General features: G+C 69.6%; 15 protein-coding genes and 1 pseudogene. 6 read left to right on the top strand and 10 right to left on the bottom strand.

The window, feature by feature from the left end; translation table 11 throughout:
• Positions 1-63: 63 nt before the first annotated feature.
• Positions 64-453 carry a cell division protein SepF gene (locus OG798_RS38295; protein WP_095852150.1) on the bottom strand — a complete coding sequence of 130 codons (390 nt, stop codon included), beginning with the start codon at positions 451-453 and terminating at the stop codon, positions 64-66.
• Between the two features lie 193 nt (positions 454-646).
• Between OG798_RS38295 and OG798_RS38290 the strand changes: the two genes are divergently transcribed.
• The 4 genes from OG798_RS38290 to OG798_RS38275 all read left to right on the top strand — a co-directional run bounded on the left by OG798_RS38290 (position 647) and on the right by OG798_RS38275 (position 9640).
• A complete protein-coding gene (locus tag OG798_RS38290) occupies positions 647-4792 on the top strand; it encodes a bifunctional nitrate reductase/sulfite reductase flavoprotein subunit alpha (RefSeq protein WP_328758440.1) in 4146 nt (1381 codons plus the stop codon).
• Positions 4793-4925: 133 nt separating this feature from the next.
• Positions 4926-5345, top strand: coding sequence for a TOBE domain-containing protein (locus tag OG798_RS38285; RefSeq protein WP_121414787.1), 420 nt, complete (start codon positions 4926-4928; stop codon positions 5343-5345).
• A gap of 178 nt (positions 5346-5523) precedes the next feature.
• Positions 5524-7239 carry a hypothetical protein gene (locus OG798_RS38280; RefSeq protein ID WP_267063931.1) on the top strand — a complete coding sequence of 572 codons (1716 nt, stop codon included), beginning with the start codon at positions 5524-5526 and terminating at the stop codon, positions 7237-7239.
• A gap of 187 nt (positions 7240-7426) precedes the next feature.
• Positions 7427-9640, top strand: coding sequence for an MMPL family transporter (locus OG798_RS38275; RefSeq protein WP_328758437.1), 2214 nt, complete (start codon positions 7427-7429; stop codon positions 9638-9640).
• A 110-nt stretch (positions 9641-9750) separates the two neighbouring features.
• On the opposite strand, the gene OG798_RS38270 is transcribed toward OG798_RS38275, so the two are convergent.
• Positions 9751-11217: a WGR domain-containing protein gene (locus OG798_RS38270; protein ID WP_120985514.1), complete on the bottom strand. Its 1467-nt coding sequence runs from the start codon at positions 11215-11217 to the stop codon at positions 9751-9753.
• 276 nt (positions 11218-11493) lie between these two features.
• On the opposite strand from OG798_RS38270, the gene OG798_RS38265 reads away from it, so the two are divergent.
• Positions 11494-11622 carry a hypothetical protein gene (locus OG798_RS38265; protein ID WP_257016551.1) on the top strand — a complete coding sequence of 43 codons (129 nt, stop codon included), beginning with the start codon at positions 11494-11496 and terminating at the stop codon, positions 11620-11622.
• 386 nt (positions 11623-12008) lie between these two features.
• Here the strand turns inward: OG798_RS38265 and OG798_RS38260 are convergent, their stop codons facing one another.
• Positions 12009-12680 carry an enoyl-CoA hydratase-related protein gene (locus OG798_RS38260; RefSeq protein ID WP_095852156.1) on the bottom strand — a complete coding sequence of 224 codons (672 nt, stop codon included), beginning with the start codon at positions 12678-12680 and terminating at the stop codon, positions 12009-12011.
• A 277-nt stretch (positions 12681-12957) separates the two neighbouring features.
• On the opposite strand from OG798_RS38260, the pseudogene OG798_RS38255 reads away from it, so the two are divergent.
• Positions 12958-13092: pseudogene (locus OG798_RS38255) on the top strand (IS256 family transposase); the annotation flags it as partial.
• Between the two features lie 445 nt (positions 13093-13537).
• Here the strand turns inward: OG798_RS38255 and OG798_RS38250 are convergent.
• The 7 genes from OG798_RS38250 to OG798_RS38220 form a co-directional block, all read right to left on the bottom strand.
• Entirely contained in the window at positions 13538-14767 is a 1230-nt protein-coding gene (locus OG798_RS38250) for a CaiB/BaiF CoA transferase family protein (RefSeq protein WP_267063020.1), read from the bottom strand.
• A gap of 5 nt (positions 14768-14772) precedes the next feature.
• Entirely contained in the window at positions 14773-15987 is a 1215-nt protein-coding gene (locus OG798_RS38245; RefSeq protein WP_267063019.1) for an acyl-CoA dehydrogenase family protein, read from the bottom strand.
• Between the two features lies 1 nt (position 15988).
• On the bottom strand, positions 15989-16969 hold the full coding sequence (locus OG798_RS38240; RefSeq protein WP_267063018.1) for a 3-hydroxyacyl-CoA dehydrogenase NAD-binding domain-containing protein: 981 nt from the start codon (positions 16967-16969) through the stop codon (positions 15989-15991).
• Positions 16966-17712, bottom strand: a complete 747-nt coding sequence (locus tag OG798_RS38235; protein ID WP_095852161.1) for an acetoacetate decarboxylase — start codon at positions 17710-17712, stop codon at positions 16966-16968. Before OG798_RS38235 ends, OG798_RS38240 begins: the two co-directional genes overlap by 4 nt.
• Before the next feature lies 1 nt (position 17713).
• Positions 17714-18481, bottom strand: a complete 768-nt coding sequence (locus OG798_RS38230; RefSeq protein WP_328758430.1) for a crotonase/enoyl-CoA hydratase family protein — start codon at positions 18479-18481, stop codon at positions 17714-17716.
• Between the two features lie 31 nt (positions 18482-18512).
• Positions 18513-19673, bottom strand: coding sequence for a CaiB/BaiF CoA transferase family protein (locus OG798_RS38225; protein ID WP_328758428.1), 1161 nt, complete (start codon positions 19671-19673; stop codon positions 18513-18515).
• A gap of 256 nt (positions 19674-19929) precedes the next feature.
• A complete protein-coding gene (locus OG798_RS38220; RefSeq protein ID WP_328758426.1) occupies positions 19930-20838 on the bottom strand; it encodes a LysR family transcriptional regulator in 909 nt (302 codons plus the stop codon).
• Between the last annotated feature and the right edge of the window lie 493 nt (positions 20839-21331).

The following is a 21331-nucleotide window of genomic DNA, read 5'->3' as shown; positions in this document are numbered from 1 at the left end:
CCGCGCACGGGGCCCGGTCCTGGCCGCCCCGGTCGGATCCCAAGAACCCCCGCCCTCCCCCGGTCAGATCCCCGGCACCCCCGCTCCCTCCATCAGCCCTTGCACCTGGGTGCCGCGCGGTGTCAGCAGGAACACGTTCCGGTCGACCCGGTGCATGCCGCTCGCCAGACCGAAGACCACCCCCGTGCTGAAGTCCAGCACCCGCTTGGCGACCTCGGTCTCCGCGCTGGTCAGGTCGAGCAGGACGGGGATGCCCGACATCAGCGTCTCGGCGACGTCGCGGGCGTCCGCGAACACATTGACCCGCAGGACCACGAAGCGGCGCCGCGCCTCGGTCACGGCCTCGGGTATCGACCGGTGATTCACCGCCGAGGGCCAGGCGTCCCGGCCCCGGAGCGGAACGACCTGGGCGAGCCCTTCCCACTGCTCGTCGGTGACGTCGTGGCTGTTCACTGGCCCACCCCGTCCTGGCTCGCACTCATTGTCTGCACCGGCCAATTCTTACGCATGGTCACCCGTTCGGCCCAACAGCGACACGGTCCGCGACACCCTCACATCGCCCGCCGGCCGGTTGTGCAGCGGGCGTAACCCTCCAAGATCAGACCATGTGACATCCGCGTAACGGGCAATTCGTACTGTCGTCAGCATGACCACGACCCCCCGCCCGGAGCAGGTCCGGACCGTCTGCTCGTACTGCGGTGTGGGCTGCGGCATGGTCCTCGACATCGGCCGGGGACCGGACGGACGGCGTACGGTCCTGAAGGCGTCCGGGGACAAGCGGCACCCCGCCAACTCCGGCCGGCTGTGCACGAAGGGCGCGACCACGGCCGACATGCTCGCCGCGCCCGGCCGGCTGACCACGGCGCTCGTGCGCGAGGACCGCGGCGAGGAGCCACGTCCCGTGCCCGTCGACGCGGCCCTCGCCGAGACCGCCCGGCGTCTGCGCGCGATCATCGACGAGCACGGACCGGACGCCGTCGCCTTCTACGTCTCCGGGCAGATGACCCTCGAAGCGCAGTACCTCGCCAACAAGCTGGCCAAGGGCTTCGTCAGGACGAACCAGATCGAGTCGAACTCACGGCTGTGCATGGCGAGCGCGGGCACCGGATACAAGCTGTCGCTCGGCGCCGACGGACCGCCGGGGTCGTACGACGATCTCGACCGCGCGGACGTGTTCCTCGTCATCGGGTCCAATATGGCCGACTGCCATCCGATCCTCTTCCTGCGGCTCATGGAGCGGGTGAAGGCCGGGGCCAAGCTGATCGTCGTCGATCCGCGGCGCACCGCGACGGCGGCGAAGGCCGATCTGTTCCTGCAGATCAGGCCCGGCACCGACCTCGCGCTGCTCAACGGACTGCTGCACCTGCTGCACGAAGGCGGCTACACGGACCCGGACTTCATCGCCCGGCACACCGAGGGCTGGGAGGCGATGCCCGCGTTCCTCGCGGACTATCCGCCCGCGGCCGTCGCCGAGATCACCGGCATCCCGGAGGACGACCTCCGGGCGGCGGCGCGGCTGATCGGTGAGGCCGGGGAGTGGACGAGCTGCTGGACCATGGGGCTCAACCAGTCCACGCACGGCACCTGGAACACCAACGCGCTCGTCAATCTCCATCTCGCCACGGGCGCCATCTGCCGGCCCGGCAGCGGACCGTTCTCCCTCACCGGTCAGCCCAACGCCATGGGCGGGCGCGAGATGGGGTACATGGGTCCCGGGCTGCCCGGGCAGCGGTCGGTGCTGGTGGACGAGGAGCGTGCCTTCGTAGAGGAGTTGTGGGGGCTGCCGGTCGGGAGCATCCGCAAGGACGGGGTGGGGCACGGCACCGTCGAGATGTTCCGGAAGATGGCCGAGGGGGACATCAAGGCCTGCTGGATCATCTGCACCAACCCCGTCGCCTCGGTCGCCAACCGCCGGACCGTCATCGAAGGGCTCGAAGCCGCCGAGTTCGTCATCACCCAGGACGTCTTCGCCGAGACCGAGACCAACGCGTACGCCGATGTCGTGCTCCCCGGCGCGCTGTGGACGGAGGCCGAGGGCGTCCTGGTCAACAGCGAGCGGACGCTGACCCTGGCACGGGCCGTCGTCGACCCGCCCGGGGAGGCGCGGGCGGACTGGCGGATCATCGCGGCCGTCGCCCGCGCCATGGGATACGAGAAGGAGTTCTCGTACGACAGTGCCGAGCAGATCTTCGAGGAGATCAAGGAGGCGTGGAACCCGAAGACCGGGTGGGATCTACGGGGTGCCTCCTACGAGCGGCTGCGGGGCGGACCCGTGCAGTGGCCCGTCGCGCGGGAGGACGGGCCCGCGCGGAATCCGATCCGGTACGTGAAGTCGGCGGGCGACGGTGAGCTGTCGTTTCCCACCGCGAGCGGGCGGGCCGTCTTCTACGCACGGCCCCATCTGCCGCCCGCCGAGATGCCCGACGACGACTTTCCGTTCGTGCTCAACACCGGGCGTCTGCAGCACCAGTGGCACACGCTGACCAAGACGGGGAAGGTGGCCAAGCTCAACAAGCTCAACCCCGGGCCGTTCGTGGAGCTGTATCCGCAGGACGCGGCCGCGCTCGGGATCGCGGAGGGGGACTCGGTGGAGGTCGCCTCCCGGCGGGGGCGGGCCGTGTTGCCGGCGGTGGTGACGGACCGGGTGCGGGTGGGGTGCGTGTTCGCGCCCTTTCACTGGAACGACCTGTTCGGGGAGTATCTGAGCATCAACGCGGTGACCAGTGACGCGGTGGATCCGGTGTCGTTCCAGCCGGAGTTCAAGGTGTGCGCGGTGTCGCTGGCGCGCGTTGCCGCCCGAAGGGCTCTTCCGGAGACGCCCGACGGGTCGAAGGCGCCCGGCGGGTCGCAGATGCCAGACGGGTCGCAGATCCCAGACGGGTCGAAGATGCCCACCCGAGTCGCGACGGCGCCCGAAGGCTTCGGTCTGGAGCCCGCTCCCCCGCCCGTGCTCTCCTCCGTCGAGCGGCAGTACCTCAGCGGCTTTCTCGCCGGGCTCCCCTCCGGGCTCCCGGGCGTGCCCGTCCTCCCTCCGGACGCCCCCTTCGACCCCGAGCACGCCCTCTGGGTGAACGGCGTGCTCGCCGGGATGTACTCGCGCTCCGCGCCCCCGGCGGCTCCCGCGCCGGAGTCCGCGGGCCGTGAGGTGGTGGTGCTGTGGGCCTCGCAGACCGGGAACGCGGAGGAGTTCGCGACGGCCACCGCCGAGCGGCTCGCCGCCACCGGGCACCGGGCGCGACTGGTCGGCATGGACGAGGCGGACGTCGGCGCGCTCGCCCGCAGCGCCGATCTGCTCTTCATCACCAGCACCTTCGGGGACGGTGACGCGCCCGACAACGGGTCCGGCCTGTGGGACACCCTGTCCGGGCAGGAGGCCCCGCGGCTGGACGGCGTGCGCTATGCCGTGCTGGCCTTCGGCGACTCCTCGTACGACGACTTCTGCGGACACGGGCGTCGGCTGGACGCGCGCCTGGACGAGTTGGGCGCCGTACGCCTGGCTCCTCGTACGGACTGCGAACCGGACTACGAGCCGAACGCGGACGCCTGGCTGGAGCTGATCCTCACCGCGCTCGGCGGACGGACCGAGACACCCAGGGCACCCGATACACCCGATGCACCCGAGACATCCAGGGCGTCCGAGTCGCACCGGACCGCCAAGCCCGCCAGGCCCGCGCCGGCCGCCGCCACCGCCCGTCTCACCGGCAACCGGCTGCTCAGCCTGCCCGGCGCCGGCAAGGAGGTGCGCCGGTTCACCTTCGACACCCGGGACAGCGAGAGCCCGCTGCCGTACGAGGTGGGAGACGCGCTCGGCGTACGGCCCGTCAACTCGCCCGCTCTGGTGGCCGAATGGCTGGATACGGTCGGTGTCGACGACTCAGCGGCCGTCGATGTGACGGGTGTTGGTGAGGTCGCCTTCGGCGAGGCCCTGCTTCGGCACTTCGACATCACGCGGATCACCCCGGATCTGCTGCGCTTCGTCGGCGAACGGACCCGTGACGGACGCGAGTTGAGGAAGCTGCTGCGTCCGGACAACAAGGGAGAGCTGGCGCGCTGGTCGTGGGGGCGGCAGGCCGTGGACGTCGTGGCCGAGCATCCGGTCCGCGCGTCGGCGGTGGAGTGGGCCGAGGTGTTCAAGCGGTTGCAGCCCCGGCTGTACTCGATCTCGTCGAGTCCGCTCGTCGACCCGTACCTCGTCTCGCTGACCGTCTCCGTGGTGCGGTACGAGAATCCGGGCGGCCGGACGAGGGGCGGGGTCTGTTCGCCCTTCCTCGCCGATGCCGAGCCGGAGGCGGAGGTTCCGGTCTTCGTGCAGCGGTCGCCGCACTTCAGGCCCCCGGCGGACGCGACGACACCCATGGTGATGGTGGGGCCGGGTACCGGAGTCGCGCCGTTCGTCGGATTCCTCGAGGAGCGCCGGGCGCTCGGCCATCGGGCGCCGAACTGGCTGTTCTTCGGCGAGCAGCACCGCGCCACCGACTTCTACTACGAGGACGAGCTGACCGGCCTGCTCGACGACGGCACGCTCACCCGGCTCGACACGGCGTTCTCACGCGACCAGCGCGCCAAGGTCTACGTCCAGGACCGGATGCGTGAGCACGGGCCCGAGCTGTGGCACTGGCTCCAGGACGGCGCCCGCTTCTATGTGTGCGGAGACGCCTCGCGGATGGCCAAGGACGTCGACCGGGCGCTGCGGGACATCGCCGTCACGCACGGCGGTCTGGGCGAGACGGAGGCCACCGCCTACGTCAAACAGCTGGCGGCGGAGAAGCGGTATGTACGGGACGTGTACTGAGACACGGGAGACACGGGGTGTGGTGAGCCCTCCGAGAGCCGCGAGTTGCACATAATTGGCGAAACTCGGCTATTCGTAGCGCACCGGCATCCGTCGTTCGCTGTCCCACCGCACCGCACATTGAGGCGTACCCATGAGCCTGAGCATCCGCAACCAGCTCCCCGGAACCGTCACTTCCGTCACCCCGGGCGAGGCGATGGCGACGGTCAAGGTCCGCCTCGACGGCGGTCAGGACCTCACCGCGGCCATCACCACGGAGGCGGTCGAGGATCTGGGTCTCGCCACGGGCTCCTCGGTCCGCGCCCTGGTCAAGTCGACGGAGGTGTCCCTGGCCACCGGGCCGGTCGACGGGGTGAGCATCCGCAACCAGTTCCCCGGCACGGTGACGGAGGTCTCCACGGGCGGGGCCATGGCCCGCGTCAAGGTCGAGGTCCCGGGCGGTGAGCTGACCTCCGCGATCACCAAGGACGCGGTGACGGAGCTCGGCCTTGCGGCGGGATCGACGGTCGTCGCGCTCATCAAGTCCACCGAGGTGTCCCTCTCCAACGCCTGAGACACCCCCGTATATCCCGTCAAAGCATGAGACACACTTATATGAGATGCTCCCGCACGACACGCCCCCACATCGGCCGTAAACACTCTTCTTACCACCCTCATACCGGACTCTTCACGTCCGGCATCACGGCCTTCATCTGCGGGAATTACCGTCCAATCCCGTGTACTTGGCAGAAATGAGGCCGTCGACCACCGGCCAGAAGGCCCTCACGAAGGCGTCGCCCGACGAGACGCCCGCACAGTGGCACCGCGTCCTGACCCTGCTCGCCGACATCAGCCTCTTCGTCGGTACGCGTCCTATGTGGACGGCGGCCGCGAGCCACCGGCTCGCCGTCGCGGCGGTGATCTCGGTCTGCTACGCCTCGATCCTGGTGACGGGCGTCCTGACGCTGACCGTGCGCCGGACCCGCTCGCTGGCCCGCCTCGATCTCGTGATCCTGGTGACGGCCGTGACGCTCGCGGTGTGCGGGTTCGCCATGTACCACGACGGCGGTGACGAGTCGGTCCTCACCGCACAGGCCGCCCGTGAGTTCGTCGCCGGGCACCAGGTCTACGACCAGCCGTGGCCCTGGCTCTTCGGGCAGCACGGGGTCGCCCTCACCCCGACGATGACCGGCGGCTACGACTACACGTACGGCTATCCGCCGCTGCCCCTACTGCTCACCGCGCCGCTGCTGTGGGTCGGACACGGGGCCGCCCCCGCGGTCCTCGCCGCCACCGGCGCCCTGATCGTGGGCACGATCGTGATGTGGCGGATGCTGCCGACGCAGTGGCGGTCCGCGGCCACGCTGGTCTGCCTCGGCTTCGGCCTGCTGACCGCGTACGCCCGGCTCGGCTATCCGGCCATCGTCGCCTGCGCCTTCCTCATCCCGGTGGTGGTGGGCTGGCCTCGGATGGGCTACGGCGGGTGGAGCGACTGGGCGCGGGCGGCGTGCCTGGGCGCGGCCTGCGCCTCGCAGCAGCTGCCGTGGTTCCTCACGCCGTTCCTGCTGGCCGGGGTCTACGCCCTGCGCCGCGGCGACCTCGGAGCGCGCGCGGCGGCGGCCGCCGTGGGCCGGATCGTGGGGGTGGCCACCCTGACCTGGCTGCTGATCAACGCGTACTTCATCGTGAGTGAGCCACGCAGCTGGCTCTCCGGGATCGCGCTCCCGCTCACCCAGAAGGCGAACCTGCACGGCCAGGGCCTGGTCGGTATCTCGCTGTACTTCACCGACGGCAGCGACCGGCTGTCCTGGTACTCGCACGCGAGCATGCTGCTGGCCGCGGGGCTGCTCGTGCTCTTCGTGTTGTTCGTGCGGCTGCTGGGACCGGCCGCGGTGGTCCTGCCGTGGTGCGCGTTCTTCCTGGCGACGCGTTCGCAGGACGGCTACTACCTGATGATGACGCCGCTCTGGCTGGCCTCTGCCGTGACCGCGCCGCCATCGGCCTTCACCACGGCATGGCAGCCCCGGCCCGCCTTCCTGCGCGGCCCGCACCGGCAGCGGGCGCGCATCGCCACGGGCGTGCTGCTGATCGTCCCCGCCCTGGTCGCGTCGACCCTGGCGGTGACGGGCTCGCCGCCCCTGAGGATGCAGCTGGTCGGCGAGACCCGGACCACCACCGCCAAGGCCGTGACCGCGCTCACCGTCCGCGTCACCAACCTCGGCGACACGGCCCTCACCCCGCACTTCACCCTGACCACGGGCCAGGGCATGGGCCGCTACTGGTCCATCAGGTCCGGCCCCGCCACACTCGGCCGGCGCGCCTCGGCCAGCTACGAACTCCTGCCGCCCTCCGGCAAGTTCACCCTTCCCCGTGCCGGAGTACGCATCCGGCTGCGGGCCGTCTCGGCCACGCCGATGACGCTGTCCAGCACGGATCTGCACCTGAAGGCCCCGGCAAGCACCCGCTAGGCCCCCGTGACGTACGCCGCCGGTCGCGGTTCTCCGCGGCCGGCGGTAGACGTCAGGAGGATGATCCGGCAGCGGCGTACTGCGTTCTCAGTAGTCGGAAATGTCGGCACGTGCACGACGACGGGAGGGGTCTGCCACGGGGAACCTGATGGGGTTCCCGAGATCGGACGAGTGGAGACCTCAGCCCGTGGCTACTTTCCTTTATCGACTGGGCCGTACGGCCTTCCGGCGACGTTGGTACGTCGCCTTGATCTGGGTGGCGGTGCTCGGCGCTGTCGGCTTCGGTGCGGCCACGGCTCCCGCCGCTCCTGATCCGAACAACTCCATGCCGGGGATCGAGTCCCAGAAGGCGTTCGACCTCATGGAGCAGCGCTTCCCCGGGGCGAAGGCCGACGGGGCGAACGCCCGGATCGTCTTCGTCGCCCCCGACGGCCAGAAGATCACTGCCGCCGAGAACAAGAAGACCATCGACAAGCTGGTGGACCAGGCGGCCGACGGCGCGCAGGTCGCGAGCGCGGTCAGCCCCTTCCAGGCGAACGCGATCAGCAAGGACGCGACGACGGCGTACGCGACCGTCACCTACAAGGTGAAGGCCGACGACCTCACCGACACCAGCAAGAACTCCCTGAAGGACGCGATAGCGCAGGCCAAGAAGTCCGGCCTGACGGTCGAGGTCGGCGGCACGGCGCTGGCGACCCAGCCCGCCGCGGGCAGAGCGGCAGAGGGGATCGGCATCGCCATCGCCGCGCTCGTCCTGATCATCACCTTCGGTTCACTGACCGCCGCCGGGCTGCCGCTGCTCACCGCGCTCATCGGCGTGGGCGTCTCGATGGCCGCGATCATGGCCCTGTCCAGCGCGTTCGGTCTCTCCTCGACCACCGGCACGCTCGCCACCATGCTCGGCCTCGCCTGCGGCATCGACTACGCCGTCTTCATCGTCTCCCGCTACCGCGAGGAACGCGCCAAGGGCCACACCCCGCAGGAAGCCGCGGGCCTCGCCACCGGAACCGCCGGATCCGCCGTCGTCTTCGCCGGCCTCACCGTCGTCATCGCCCTCGCCGGCCTGTCCGTCGTCGGCATCCCCATGCTCACCAAGATGGGCCTCGCCGCCGCCGGAGCTGTCATGGTCGGCGTCTTCATCGCACTGACGCTCGTCCCGGCCCTCCTCGGCTTCTGGCCCAACGCCGTACTCTCCCGCCGCTCCCGCAAGCGCGGAGAGATCAAGGAAGGCGGCAAGAACAACGGCGGCAGCCGCTGGGCACGCTTCGTCCTGCGCCGCCCCCTCCCGGTGCTCCTGCTGTCGGTCGTGGGCCTGGGAACGCTCGCCGTACCGGCGATGGACCTCCAGCTGGGCATGCCCGGAGACGAGGCCAAGCCCACCTCCACCACCGAGCGCCGCGCCTACGACGACCTCGCCAACGGCTTCGGCCCCGGCTTCAACGGCCCCTTGTCGATCGTGGTGGACGCCAAGGGCGCCGCGAACCCCAAGGCCGCGGTCACGACCATCGAGAAGAAGATCAAGGCCACCGACGGAGTCGTCTCCGTCTCCCCCGCCCGGTTCAACCCCGCGGGTGACACCGCGGTCTTCTCCGCCGTCCCCTCCACGGCGCCCACCGACAAGAAGACCCAGGACCTCGTCAAGACCATCCGGAACGAGCGCCCCGCCACCGAGGCCTCGACCGACGGCGCGAGCTTCGAGGTCACCGGCACCACCGCCCTGAACATCGACATGGCGGAGAAGACCCAGAAGGCCCTGATCCCCTACCTGATCGTGGTGGTCGGCCTGGCCATCCTGCTCCTGATGGTGGTCTTCCGCTCGATCCTGGTCCCGATCAAGGCGGCCGTCGGCTTCCTCCTGTCGGTGCTCGCCGCGCTCGGCTCCGTCGTCGCCGTCTTCCAGTGGGGCTGGCTGGCCTCACTCCTCGGCGTGGAGACCACCGGTCCGATCATGAGCATGATGCCGATCTTCCTGGTGGGCATCGTCTTCGGCCTCGCGATGGACTACGAGGTGTTCCTCGTCGCCCGGACGCGGGAGGCGTACGTCCATGGCGACGACCCGCGCCAAGCGGTCGAGAGCGGCTTCCGCCACAGCGCCCGCGTCGTGGTCGCCGCCGCGCTGATCATGATGGCCGTGTTCTCCGGGTTCATCGGAGCGAGCGAGTCCATGATCAAGATGATCGGCTTCGGCCTCGCGATCGCCGTCCTGTTCGACGCGTTCGTCGTCCGCATGGCCTTCGTACCGGCGGTCCTGGCCCTGCTCGACAAGGCCGCCTGGTGGATGCCGCGCTGGCTGGACCGGATCCTGCCCAAGGTCGACGTGGAGGGCGAGGGTCTCGTCCACCACTCCGCCGTAGCCCCGGCGCAGAACGACCCGGCCGCACGGGAACCGTCCCGCGTCTGACCGTCCCGCGTGCCGGAGTGCCGCCCGTGCCGAGCACGGGCGGCCCTCCGGGCCGTTCGTCGCCCTGGTCGCGGGCGGACCGGCAGCCGCGCCGCTCTGGTCGGTGAGCGTCACACCAGACGTCTGATCTCTCCGCGCACCCGGTAGAAGCCACCCACCGAGGAGTGCAGCGCGTCCACCACATAGCGGGCGCCGGGCTGGCGTATCGCACGCGGGAACTGGACGTTCCAACTCGGCTCATAGCCCTCGGAGACCACGTGCACGCGCACTCGGCCTCCTTCCTGAGTGCACTCCACGACGACCCCGCTCCCCGGCGCGGGGACGGCGCTGACCGTGGCGACGGAGGCGGCGGTGGTCAGCGGTGCGTACGTCGGCAGGGCGGCCGCCAGTTTGACGTCCGCGGCGACCGGGACGGTGCCCGACTGGGCGGCGTTGATCGCGGCCTCGCTCGCGTCGATGCAGGCGAGCGAGCCGTCCGTGGAGACGATGTACAGCCTTTCGTCGTGGTACTGCATGGACAACGCCGAACCGCCGCCCGTGCCGAGCTTCCACAGCCGGGAGCCGTCGGCGGTGAAGCAGTAGACGGAGGAAGCGGAGTCGCCCGCGAAGACGTACCGCCCGCCGGGGGACGTGGCGCACGAGTACACCGCGGCGTCGCACGAGTAGGAGGCCTCGATCCGCCCGTCGGACTTGGCGAGCCGCTGGACGACCCGCCGCCCCGTCCCGGCGTAGACGGCGTTCTCCTCCTGCCATCCGAAGAGCACATTGCCGTTGGTCGCGGTGTGCCAGAGCTGGCGGGTGCCGTCCGCCGCGTACGCCGTCACACCGCGGCTGTGCCCGTGGTACACGGCGTGGTCGTCGGCCCGCACCATCCACGCGTTGTCCCCGGACGAGTTGCGCGACCACTGGAGCTCGTCCTCGTGGTCGATGACCGTCAGACCGCCGTTGCGGTCGGAGACGTTCAGCACGCCCGCATGAATGTCCAGCCAGAAGATGTCCACCTCGGCCGCTATCTCGTAGGCCGCGAACGGTACCTTCGAGGAGAGGTCGTACACCCGGCCGTCGTCACAGCCCGCATAGATCCAGAAGTCGTCCGCCACCAGGCACTTCACACCGTCCGGCAGGGAGTAGTGCGCCAACACCTCACCGTCGTGGCTCAGGTTGTAGACGCTGCCGTGCTGGTTGCCCACCCAGCAGCGGTCCTCGTCGACATGGATGCCGAACGCCGAGGCGCCCGTACGGAACCGCCACAGCACCGGCGCCGTCGCCCGCGCCGTGGACGGGGCGGACGTCACCTGACGGCGCGTCACAGGCCGGGCCGCGCGCTGCCCCTGGACGGCGGGCGCATACCCCTTGCGCACCTTCTCCGCTATCTTCTTCGCCGCCGCCGCGTTCGCCTTCTCGACGGTCGGAAACGCGGAGGTCTGACGCTGCCCGTCCACACCGATCCGTCCGTACCGCACGGAGACGGTGGTCCCCTCGACGGTCACCTCGTAGAACTTGTGGGCACCGCCGCTCTCCTGGGACAGCTCCAGATACGTCGTGTTCCCCGACTGTCGTGCCTGCGCAGCGGACACAGCACACCCCTCCCCAATGGCCCGGTCGGCCGCTTCGGCCGTCTTCCAGTGACTCCAAACTAATGGCCACCACTGACAACGACCGGCCGGGCCAGGACCGATGAGACTGACCTTCGACAACGCGTGGCGCGCGACGGTGACGGACGATCCGCTGCGCATCACCCCCCGCTTCACAAGCGACTCTGTGGACGTGGGGCAGTACGCGGACGCGAAGGAATGTGAGCCGGCCGGAAGCTGGTCGGGGTCGAATTCCAACTACCGGGAGAATCCGCTTCGGTGGAGGACTCCGCCCGTGTTCCCGACACCCCCGCGGTACGCCCGGCTGGGCTTCGCGCCGACGAGGTCCAGGACTTCCGGCTGGAGATGTGCGCGGTGCTGTGCCGCACCCCGGGGATGCCGTGCTGACCGGCCTGCGCGATCTCGACGTCCTCGATGAGCCGTTGGAGGACCGCGTCGGCATCGCGCCCGATGTGGCGCTCCTCGTCAAGCACGGCGCAGTCGTCGGGTGGAGCCTCACGGATCCCGCGCGCTATCTCACCATCGGATTCGCCGCCCCCGATGCCGACCCGCCGTCCGACGCCACCCGACGGCTGCTCACCGAGGGCCTGGATCTGGTCACCCAGCCGGTGATCCTCGACGTGGAGGACTGCGAGCCGACCGCCCTCGCCCGACTAGTGGCCGCAGCCTGCGCTGGCGTGTCCGGGGTCAACGGGCCCGGTATTGACGTAGCGCTTGGGGGTTGCTGGAGGCCCTGGGGGCGCCGCCGGGGTGGTCTTCGTGAGCGTCCTGGGTCAGTCAGCCAGGCTGTCCGTGCGGGGCAGGGTGGCCAGGACCGAGGCGTACATGCGTGCCTTGATGGTGCCGAGGGTGTCGCCGGCCTTGCTCAGCTGTGCCTCGGCGATCGCCATGGCCGTGGAGCGCACGGCGTCCTCGGCGACCGCCTGGTCGACGATGCCCACGGCGGCGGCATCCGACCCGCCGTAGCGGCGAGCAGTGACCATGGCCTCGTGCGCGGTCTGCGGCGCCAGGCGGGACTGGATCAGGGCGCACATGCCGGGAGTGAAGGGGATCTTGATGTCGGCCTCGGGCAGACACCAGAAGCCGCGGTCCGCGCGCATGACACGGAAGTCGTGCGCGAGGGAGAGCATCGCACCGGCGGCGAAGGTGTGCCCCTGCAGGGCGGCCACGGTGATCACCGGCAGAGACAGCACGCGGGCGAAGAGCTTGTGGACAGAGGTGGTGTAGCTCTCGTGCTGGTCGGGGTGGGCGCTCAGCCACTCCAGGTCCAGGCCGTTGGAGTAGAACTTGCCAGTCGCGGCGGTCACCAGGGCCCGTGGCCCTTCTGCCTTGTCAACCTCGTCCAGAGCGGCGTCGACGGCGGTGAGCCAGTCGGGGTGGAAGCGATTCTCGCCGTCTCCGAGATCGAGTACGAAGACGTTTTCCTGACGGTGGAGGGTAGGCATGCGCTGCTCCTGGGGGTAGTGCCGACCCCACGGCGAAGTCGGACTCGATGACTCCACCCTGCGCGCTTCCCGCGCGGGACGGAATTACCGAATCGCTTCCACCGGTATGACCGCAGCAGTCAAACCCATGCCCTCGGTCACCTGCCTGGTTGTGCCGGGGTGCACGGGAGCTCTGGTTCGGCGGTATGGGGAGAGGTCGGCTTCGCCGACGGGCTGCAACACCCTCAGCCCGGACGCCGGCCTGATCCGGGGGTTTGCTCCGGCGTCAGGGTGCGGTGTGCCCCTGCACGCCCTCGTCGAGGACAACCTCGCCGTGGCGAGTCCCGGTCCGCTCCGCGCGATGGTCAAGACGTTCACCGATGCGCTGATGTCCGCCGAGGCCGACGCCGTCTGCGGTGCCGAATACGGGCAGGCAGGTGCCGCCGCGGCCGTCGCGGCTTTCGGTGCGCGGTCATGGGGGTGCGAGGCGTCGGTGCCCACGACGGACCTCCGGTGCGCTGTTGGCGGCCTGCAGCCGAACGTACGGACCCCGGAACCCATCCGCCCAATGCACAAAAGCACAGCGATCGTTCCACTGGTGCATCAGTGGAGCTGAGCAACAGGGCACCGCCCGTCCACGTGCTCGCACTTGGTGCCGCGAGCCCTTACGCTCGGCGTGAGCACGGCAACGGCACCTCGCCGCCTCATCGTGCGGGGAGGTGCCGTTGGCTCTTCCTGCCGGCCTTGTTGGTCAGCTGAGTCTCGTGCGCCGCCCGGCCGAGGAGCCATGGGCGGCTACCGGGCGGTGCCGGTGTTCGTCGGCAGGCCATCGCGGCGCTGGTGGCGCGTGACACCGGCCGCTTCGGGCGCCGTGCTCGTCACGCGGCTTCCGCTTCCGGCCTCCCGGGGACCGCTCCCTTGGCGCGCAGCAGAGCGATGTCGGCGGGAGCGAATCCCAGCTCGGCGAGGATCTCGTCGTTGTGCTCGCCCAGCTCCGGGGCCCGCTTGGCCGGGACCTTCGGCACCCCTCGGAGGCTGACCGGGTTGCTGACGGTGTACTCCAGCCCGCTGACCCCTTCCAGCGGTACGACGATGTCGTTGGCGCGCAGCTGCGGGTCCCGCGCGGCCTCTTCCGGTGTCTGGATGAGGCTGTAGGTGATGCGTTCCCGGGCCAGGGCGTCCTCCCAGTCGGCAAAGGGGCGGGAGCGGAACTCCGCGTCGAGCAGCTCGCTGAGCGCGGCGGCGTTCTTTACGGCACCCTCGACATCCTTGAAGCGGGGATCCTCGATCAGCTCGGGGCGTTCGATGGCCCGCGCCAGTGCCGGCCAGTGCACGGCTGAGGTCGCCAGCATGATCCACCGGCCGTCCGCGGTCCGGTAGGGGTTGGTCAGCGCGTTCACTGGGGCCTTGCGGTCGTGCAGCTCGAACGGCGTGCCGCCGGCGAGGGCGCCGGCCACCAGTGTCCCCGTGGCCCAGACGCCCGTGGCGAGCAGCGACGTGCCGACATTGGCCCCTTGTCCGGTCCGCTCGCGGTGGTAGAGGGCGGTGACGATCGCTGCGTAGATGGCGACCGCCGTCGTGTAGTCGCCGCTGCCCCAGACCGGCACCGTCGGCGGGGCTCCCGCGTCCCGGGTGGAGGCCAGCAGCCCGCTGCGTGACCAGAAGGCGGTCAGGTCGAAGCCCGGCTGCCGGGCGTCGGGGCCGGCATCACCGAAGCCGGTGATGTCCGCGTAGACGACCCGCGGGTTCCAGCCCGCGACCTCCTCGTAGCCGAGGTGCAGCTTCTCGCGTGTGCCGTGCGGGAAGTTGGTGATCACCACGTCGGCCCACTGGACGAGCCGCTTGAGGACCTCGGTGGTGGCCGGGGACTTCAGGTCGAGCACCATGCCCCGCTTGTTGCGGTTGGCGAGGTGCCAGCCGTAGTTGGCCTCGGCCCGGGGGCTGGGCGGCACGAAGCTCAGCCGCCGCTGGGGGTCGCCCGTCCCCGGCGGCTCGATCTTGATGACGTCCGCGCCGAAGTCGGAGAGCATGGTGGCCGCGGCGGGCGCCGCGATGAAGGTCGACGCGTCGAGGACCTTCAGGCCGGTGAAGACGGATTCGGTGGTCATATGCGTCACCCCACGAAGGCGCTGTGGCCGGTGATGGACTTGCCGACAATGAGCGTCTGCATCTGGTGGGTGCCCTCGTAGGAGTAGAGGGCCTCGGCGTCGGAGAAGAACCGGGCGATGTCGTACTCGACGACGATGCCGTTGCCGCCGAAGAGTTCGCGGCTCCAGGCGACGACCTCCCGCATGCGGGCCGCGACGAACTCCTTGGCGAGCGCGGAGTGTTCATCGCGGAAGATGCCCTGGTCCTGCAGCCGGGCGAGCTGCACCAGCATGCCCCAGCAGGAGGTGATGTTGCCGAGGCTCTTCACCAGCAGGTCCTGGACCAGCTGGAACTTGGCGATCGGACGGCCGAAGGCGACGCGCTCCTTGGCGTAGTCGAGGGCGAGTTCGTAGGCGCCGATCATGACACCCAGGGCCTGCCAGGCCACCCCGCTGCGCGTCTGGCGCAGGACCTCACCGACGTCCCGGAAGCCCTTCATGTTCTGGAGCCGGTTCGCCTCCGGCACGCGGACGTCGGTCAGGGTGATCTCGGCGTTCTGGACGATCCGCAGCGCGATCTTGCCCTCGATCTTCACCGGCTCGAAGCCGGGGGTGCCCTTCTCGACGACGAAGGCCTTGACCTTGTTGTCCGCCACGTCGCGCGCGAAGACCACCACGTAGTCGGCGAAGGTGGCGTTGCCGATCCACTTCTTGGCGCCGTTGAGGACCCAGGTGTCGCCCTCGCGCCTGGCGGTGGTGCGCATGCCGCCGGAGACGTCGGATCCGCCGTCGGGTTCGGTCAGGGCGAACGCGCCGATCTTCTCCATCGTGGCCATGGCGGGCAGGAACCGGTCGCGCTGTTCCTGGTCGCCGCCGTAGTAGATGGAGTAGAAGCCCAGCCCGTTGTGGACACCGAAGAAGGTGGCGCACGAGGCATCGACGCGGCCCAGCTCCATGGCGAGCATCCCGCTGAGCAGGTGGCTGACGGCCGGCTGGTGCTCGCCGTAGCCCTCGTAGGCCAGGGCGACCAGTCCGCTGCCGCGGAACTTCTCGATCAGTTGCTGGGGCAACTCGGCCTTGCTCCAGGCGTCGTTGACCAGCGGCTTGACCTCCTCACGCATGAACGTGCGGGCCTTGAGCAGTATCTTGCGCTCCTCATCCGGCAGCAGCGACTCGTACAGGTAGAAGTCGGCGGTGAGCTGGTCGTCCAGCTGAGCAACGGGTGCGGCGGTGGTGGTCATCTCAGTTCTCCTTGTCCTTACGGTTCTTGTGCTGGTTCTGGTTCTGGTTCTCGTTCTGGCGGATGTCTTCCAGAGCGGACAGGACGGCGAGTTGCCGGCGGTCGCGGGCTTCGGCGAGGTCGGTGTACGGCGTGGAGGCGTATGCCTTCTCCACGGCTTGGATGACTCGCTCCTGGTCCTCGGGGTCCTGCGAGGGCTCACCGAGGGTCATCTGCTGCATGGACTTGCCGATGTGCTCGGTGATGTGGCGGTAGCCGCCGGGCCCGCCGCCCAGGTGCCCGCCGAGGAACGGACCGACCGTCGCCCAGCGGATGCCGAGCGAGTGGGTCACGACGGTGTCCAAGTCCTCGGGGGTCACCACGCCCTGCTGGACGAGGTGGACGGCCTCGCGGTTGAGCGCGCTCTGGAGGCGGTTGCCCACGAAGCCGGGCATCTCCCGGCGTTCGACGACGGGGGTGCGGCCGACGGCGGTGTAGAAGTCGACGGCCGCCTGCACGGCCTCCTCGGCGGTGCGTTCGCCGGGTACGACCTCGACGAGCGGCAGCAGGTGGGGCGGGTTGAAGGGGTGTCCGATCAGGACACGGTCGGCGCCCTCGAGATCCGTCGTGAAAGCGGTCGCCGGGATCGCCGACGACGAGCTCAGCAGCAGTGCGTGTCCGGGGGTCTCCCGGACCAGCTGGGCGAACAGCTCCTTCTTGAACTCGACGCGCTCGGGCCCGTTCTCCTGGACGATGTCCGCGTCCCGGACGGCTTCGGTGACGTCGGCCTCGAGGTGGACGCGGTCGGCGAGGCCTTCGGTGTCCAGGCCCTGGGTGGCCAGGTGCGGACCGAACGCGGCGAGCGCCTCGGCGACCGCCTCCGGCAGGTCGGGGCGGGGATCGCTGACACGGACGGTCAGACCATGTGCGGCGAACAGCGCCGTCCAGGAAAGTCCGATGGTGCCCGCGCCGATCACCGCGGCGGTACGGAACGGGTGCGTCATCGCGCGTCTCCCTCGAGGTAGTCGAAGACCGGCTTGACCGGAGCGAGGGTCAGGTCGGTGAGGATGTGGCTGGCGGAGACGATCTCCAGGACGGGCAGGTCGGCCAGCGGAGCGAGCACGTGCTGGAACAGCTGCAGCCTGGCCGGGCCGGTGTAGGCGGCCTTGACGACCACGTCGGTGATCTCGGTGCGGACCAGCTCCAGGACGCGCGGGGCGCCGTCGTAGCCGGGGATGGCCTTGACCATGAAGGTCGGCACGGTGATCTGCTGTTCGGCGTCGTACGTGTCGCATGCGTGGTGCTTGTAGCCCATGGTCGCGGTGGCGACCCGCAGCGTGCCGTAGTCGAGGGTGCCGACCAGCACGTCGTTGTCGACGTACAGCTTCGGTGTGCCGAGAACCTTCGGGTAGGCGCTGACCTCGCGTCCGGCCGCGGTCGCCGGGAAGTTGTCGAGGTACATCGCGTGCAGGTACTCGCCCTGCTCGCCGTCGAAGCCGACCTGGATCGCCTGGCCGCCCTCGGTGTAGGGGCCGAACCCGGTGACGTCGTTCATCTTCATGATCTCGAACCGGACCAGGGGCTCCTCGATCCGCAGCGGCTCGGGAACGACGGCCCGCAGCGCCTCGGGGTCGGTGCGGTAGACGATATTGAGGTACTCGCGGTCGGTGAACCTGGCGGTGGAGCGAGGAAACGCCGGGCGGGTCAGCGGGGTGGTGGCCTGACGGCGCACGTCTTCGATCCTCAAGTCACTTCCCCGTCCACTGCGGGGCACGGCGCTCGGCGAAGGCGGTCATGCCCTCGCGTGCGTCGGCCGAGGCCATCAGCGTCCCCATCGCCTTGCGCTGTACGTCGAACGCGTCCGACTCCGGCACGCCTTCGGCGGCCTTCACCACGCTCTTCACCGTGGCCAGCGCGAGCGGCGCGTTGGCGGCGAGCTTCTCGGCGAGTTCGAGGGCGACGGCCACTGCCTCGCCCGGCGGGGTGACCCGGTTCGCCAGGCCCAGCTCTCCGGCACGGCCACCGCTCACCGGCTCACCGGTCAGCAGGAACTCCATCGCCAGGTGGTACGGGATGCGCTTGGGCAGCCGGATGACGCCACCACCGCCGGCGATCAGACCGCGCTTGACCTCCGGCACGCCGAACCGCGCGTCCTCGGCGGCGACGATCAGGTCGCAGGCCAGGGCCAGTTCGAAACCGCCGCCCATGGCCCAGCCCTCGACGGCGGCGATCAGCGGCTTCGTCAGTTCGGCTTCGGTCAGGCCGCCGAACCCGCGGCCCGGGATCGCGGGCGACTCGCCGATCAGGGCGGCCTTGAGGTCCATACCGGCACTGAAGGTGCCCTTCGCTCCGGTCAGGACACCGGCCCGCAGCGCGGGATCGGCCTCCAGTTGGTCCAGTGCCGCGGCGAGTCCCGCCGCGACCGCGGCGTTCACCGCGTTACGCGCCTGGGGGCGGTCGATCGTGATCAGCAAAGTAGAGCCCACCTGCTGGACACGCACTTCCTTGGTGCTCATGACTGTGTTTCTCCTGATGCTTGGTGAGGGCTCAGCGGGTTGCTGCCAGCTCGGCGAGGACCTCCGCGGTGTCCTGGCCCGGCACGGGAGCCAGGCGGCGGATCGAGGCGGGGGTGGCGGAGAACCTCACCGGGATCCCGGTGGTGCGGACCGGACCCTCGGTCCGGTGCACGACGGTCTCGATCAGGTGGCCCTCGCGGACGTAGGGATCCTCGTGCGCATGGTTCAGCTCCAGCACCGGTCCCATCGCGATGCTGTGCTTCGCGCATGTCTCGGCCCACTCGGCCGTCGTCAGCGCCGGGGCGCACTCGTCGACCAGGACGGACAGGTCGTCGGCGTCGAGCGGGTCGACGACGGTGCCGTTGACCCGTGGGTCCGCGACCAGGTCGGGACGGCCGGCGGCGGCGAAGAGGTCGCGGTAGTTCTGCGGGCTGGACGGGATCAGGGCGGCCACGCCGTCCTTGGTGCGTCGCGGTGTGTGGTGCTCCGCCAGCGACCGCAAATAGCCAGTGGGTCCCGACGCCGGCTCGAACGTGTGCCCTGCGAGATGCTCGACCAGGTTGAAGGCGATCATCGTGTCGGTCATCGGGATCTCGATCTGCTGGCCATGGCCGGTGTTGTTCCGGTGCACCAGGGCGGCGAGCACGCTGTAGGCGATGGTCAGGCCGCAGACCTTGTCGGCGAGGATGGTCGGCAGGTAGAGCGGCGTGCCCAGCGTGCGGTTGACGATGTCCACCAGCCCGGAGGCGGCCTGCACGGTCTCGTCGTAGGCGGCGATGTCGGCCCGGTCCGAGTCGCTGCGGAACCCCGCTGCGTGCGCGTAGACGAGGCCGGGGTTGGCGGCGGCGAGGTCTTCATAGGTCAGACCCAGTCGGGCGAGCGCGCGGGGGCGCATGTTGGTGATCAGCACATCGGCGGTGTGGATGAGCCGCACGGCCTGGGCGTGCTCGCTGTCGTCCTTCAGGTCGAGGTTCACGCTGCGCTTGTTGCGGTTGACGTTGAGGTGCAGCGGGGTCATGCCCGGGGTGTTGCGGTACTCACCCACCCGAAGGGAGTCCGCAGGGGATTCGATCTTGATGACATCGGCGCCCAGATCTCCGAGGATCCGGGCGGCGTACGGACCCATCACCACGGTCGAGAGGTCGATGACCCGCACGCCGGCGAGCGGCCCGGAGGTCTCTGTGTCCGCCATTTTCGCGTCCTTTCGTGCCTTGGTTGGCCATGGCAAAGAACGCTAGCCGCGAATAACGGATCACGGAATTATCGAGTTGCTAATATCGGTGTGACCGCAGCGGTCACACCGATTTTGGTGGCCACTGGGGTGCGATTCGAGGCGACCTGGCGGAGATCGTCTCAACCGTGAAAGGCGGCGCAGATCCCCGGCGTTCGAGGGTTATTCCTGGGCGACGAGCGCGGAAACGGTGCCTCACGTGCGCAGGCCACTCGGTTCAGAGGTGAAGCGGGGCGCCGAAGACCTCGCGGGCCGTTTCGACGAGTTCATCGAGGTCGCCGCCGCGGGCCCGGTCGCGGCGCCAGATCAGGGCGGTCTCCAGTCGCGGCTCGAAATCTGTCAACGGCAGAACCTTCGTGTTCGCCTTCGCGTAGCCGTGCATAGGACTTTCCGCGTCGATTATCGTGAAGTAGAAGGCAATCCCGCTGGAAACAATTTCAGCGACTCCACCGTACCCGGTATCGGTCAAGGTGATGCGTTTTTTGATACCCAGCTCGGCCATTTCCCGGTCGAGCTGATCGAAATAGGCGAGGCCGATCTCCTTGGGCGGGACGACGAAACGAAGGTCGGCCAGTTCGGTCAACGCCACGGAGTCCCGCCCGGCGAACCGATCGGCCGGTACCAACGCTCCCAGCCGCTCCGACAGGACGGAGAGCTGTTCCAGTGCCGGATCACTGATCGGCAGATGGACCAGCGCGAACGGGAGTCTGCCCTCGCGCACACCGACGACCAGGGCCTTGGAGCTGCCGGGCCAGCGCAGGAGCTCGCACGTCTGGCTGACGCGCTCGGCGAGCGTGTCGACGAGCGACCTGAGTGCGGGGTGCACCCCGGGCGGGATGCCCACGAACATGGTGCTGCGCTCGGTCCGGGTCACCTCGCGCAGCCGCCACGGAATGGAGTTGATCTCATCCAGTACGTTCCGGGCGATCGGCAGCAGCGCCTCACCCACGGGCGTGAGCGAGACGCGATGCGTGTCGCGCTCGAACAGCCGCTGGTCGAGCTCCCGCTCGAGGTCCCTGATCCGCTGGCTCAGTGGCGAGGTGGCCATGTGCAGTCGGCGGGCCGCCGCGGAGAAATTCAACTCCTCGGCAACCGCCACGAAATATCGCAAATGGAACAGCTCCACCCAGTCACGTTACCCCCTATCGCCGGTCCGTTTCCGGGGGTAGCACTTCGAGGCGGCGGTCCGTGCGGTGCGCACTGTTTCCGGGCGCCGGCTGCCGAACGGCTCAAGCCGTGAGGACCGGAAGAGGCAGGCCCCGTCGGCAACGACGGCAAAATCGACCTCTACACCCACATCAACAGCACCAGCGGAACCGCCGCCCTGGTTGTGGACCTCACCGGCCACTTCACCAACGACGCACCCTTCACCGGAGGCCAGACCTACACACCGCTGACCAGCGCGGTCCGTGCCCTGGACACCCGATTGAACGTCGCCCACACCCCCTCGCCGCGGAACGCGTCCGAGGCCGTGGCTGCCCCACCGAAAGCACGCGAACGGTCCTGCGCTGGAGAGCGAGGGCTGATCAAGAGACGTGACGCGGCAGCAGACACGTCGCGATCGTCAGGCGGACGGCCCTACCTCAAGCAGGCGAACACCTCAGGAGGTCCCCAGTGCG

It is taken from the genome of Streptomyces sp. NBC_00271, from assembly GCF_036178845.1.
GTDB lineage: Bacteria > Actinomycetota > Actinomycetes > Streptomycetales > Streptomycetaceae > Streptomyces.
The sequence above is the reverse complement of the archived record's forward strand: the minus strand, read 5'-3'. Positions and strand labels throughout refer to the sequence as shown.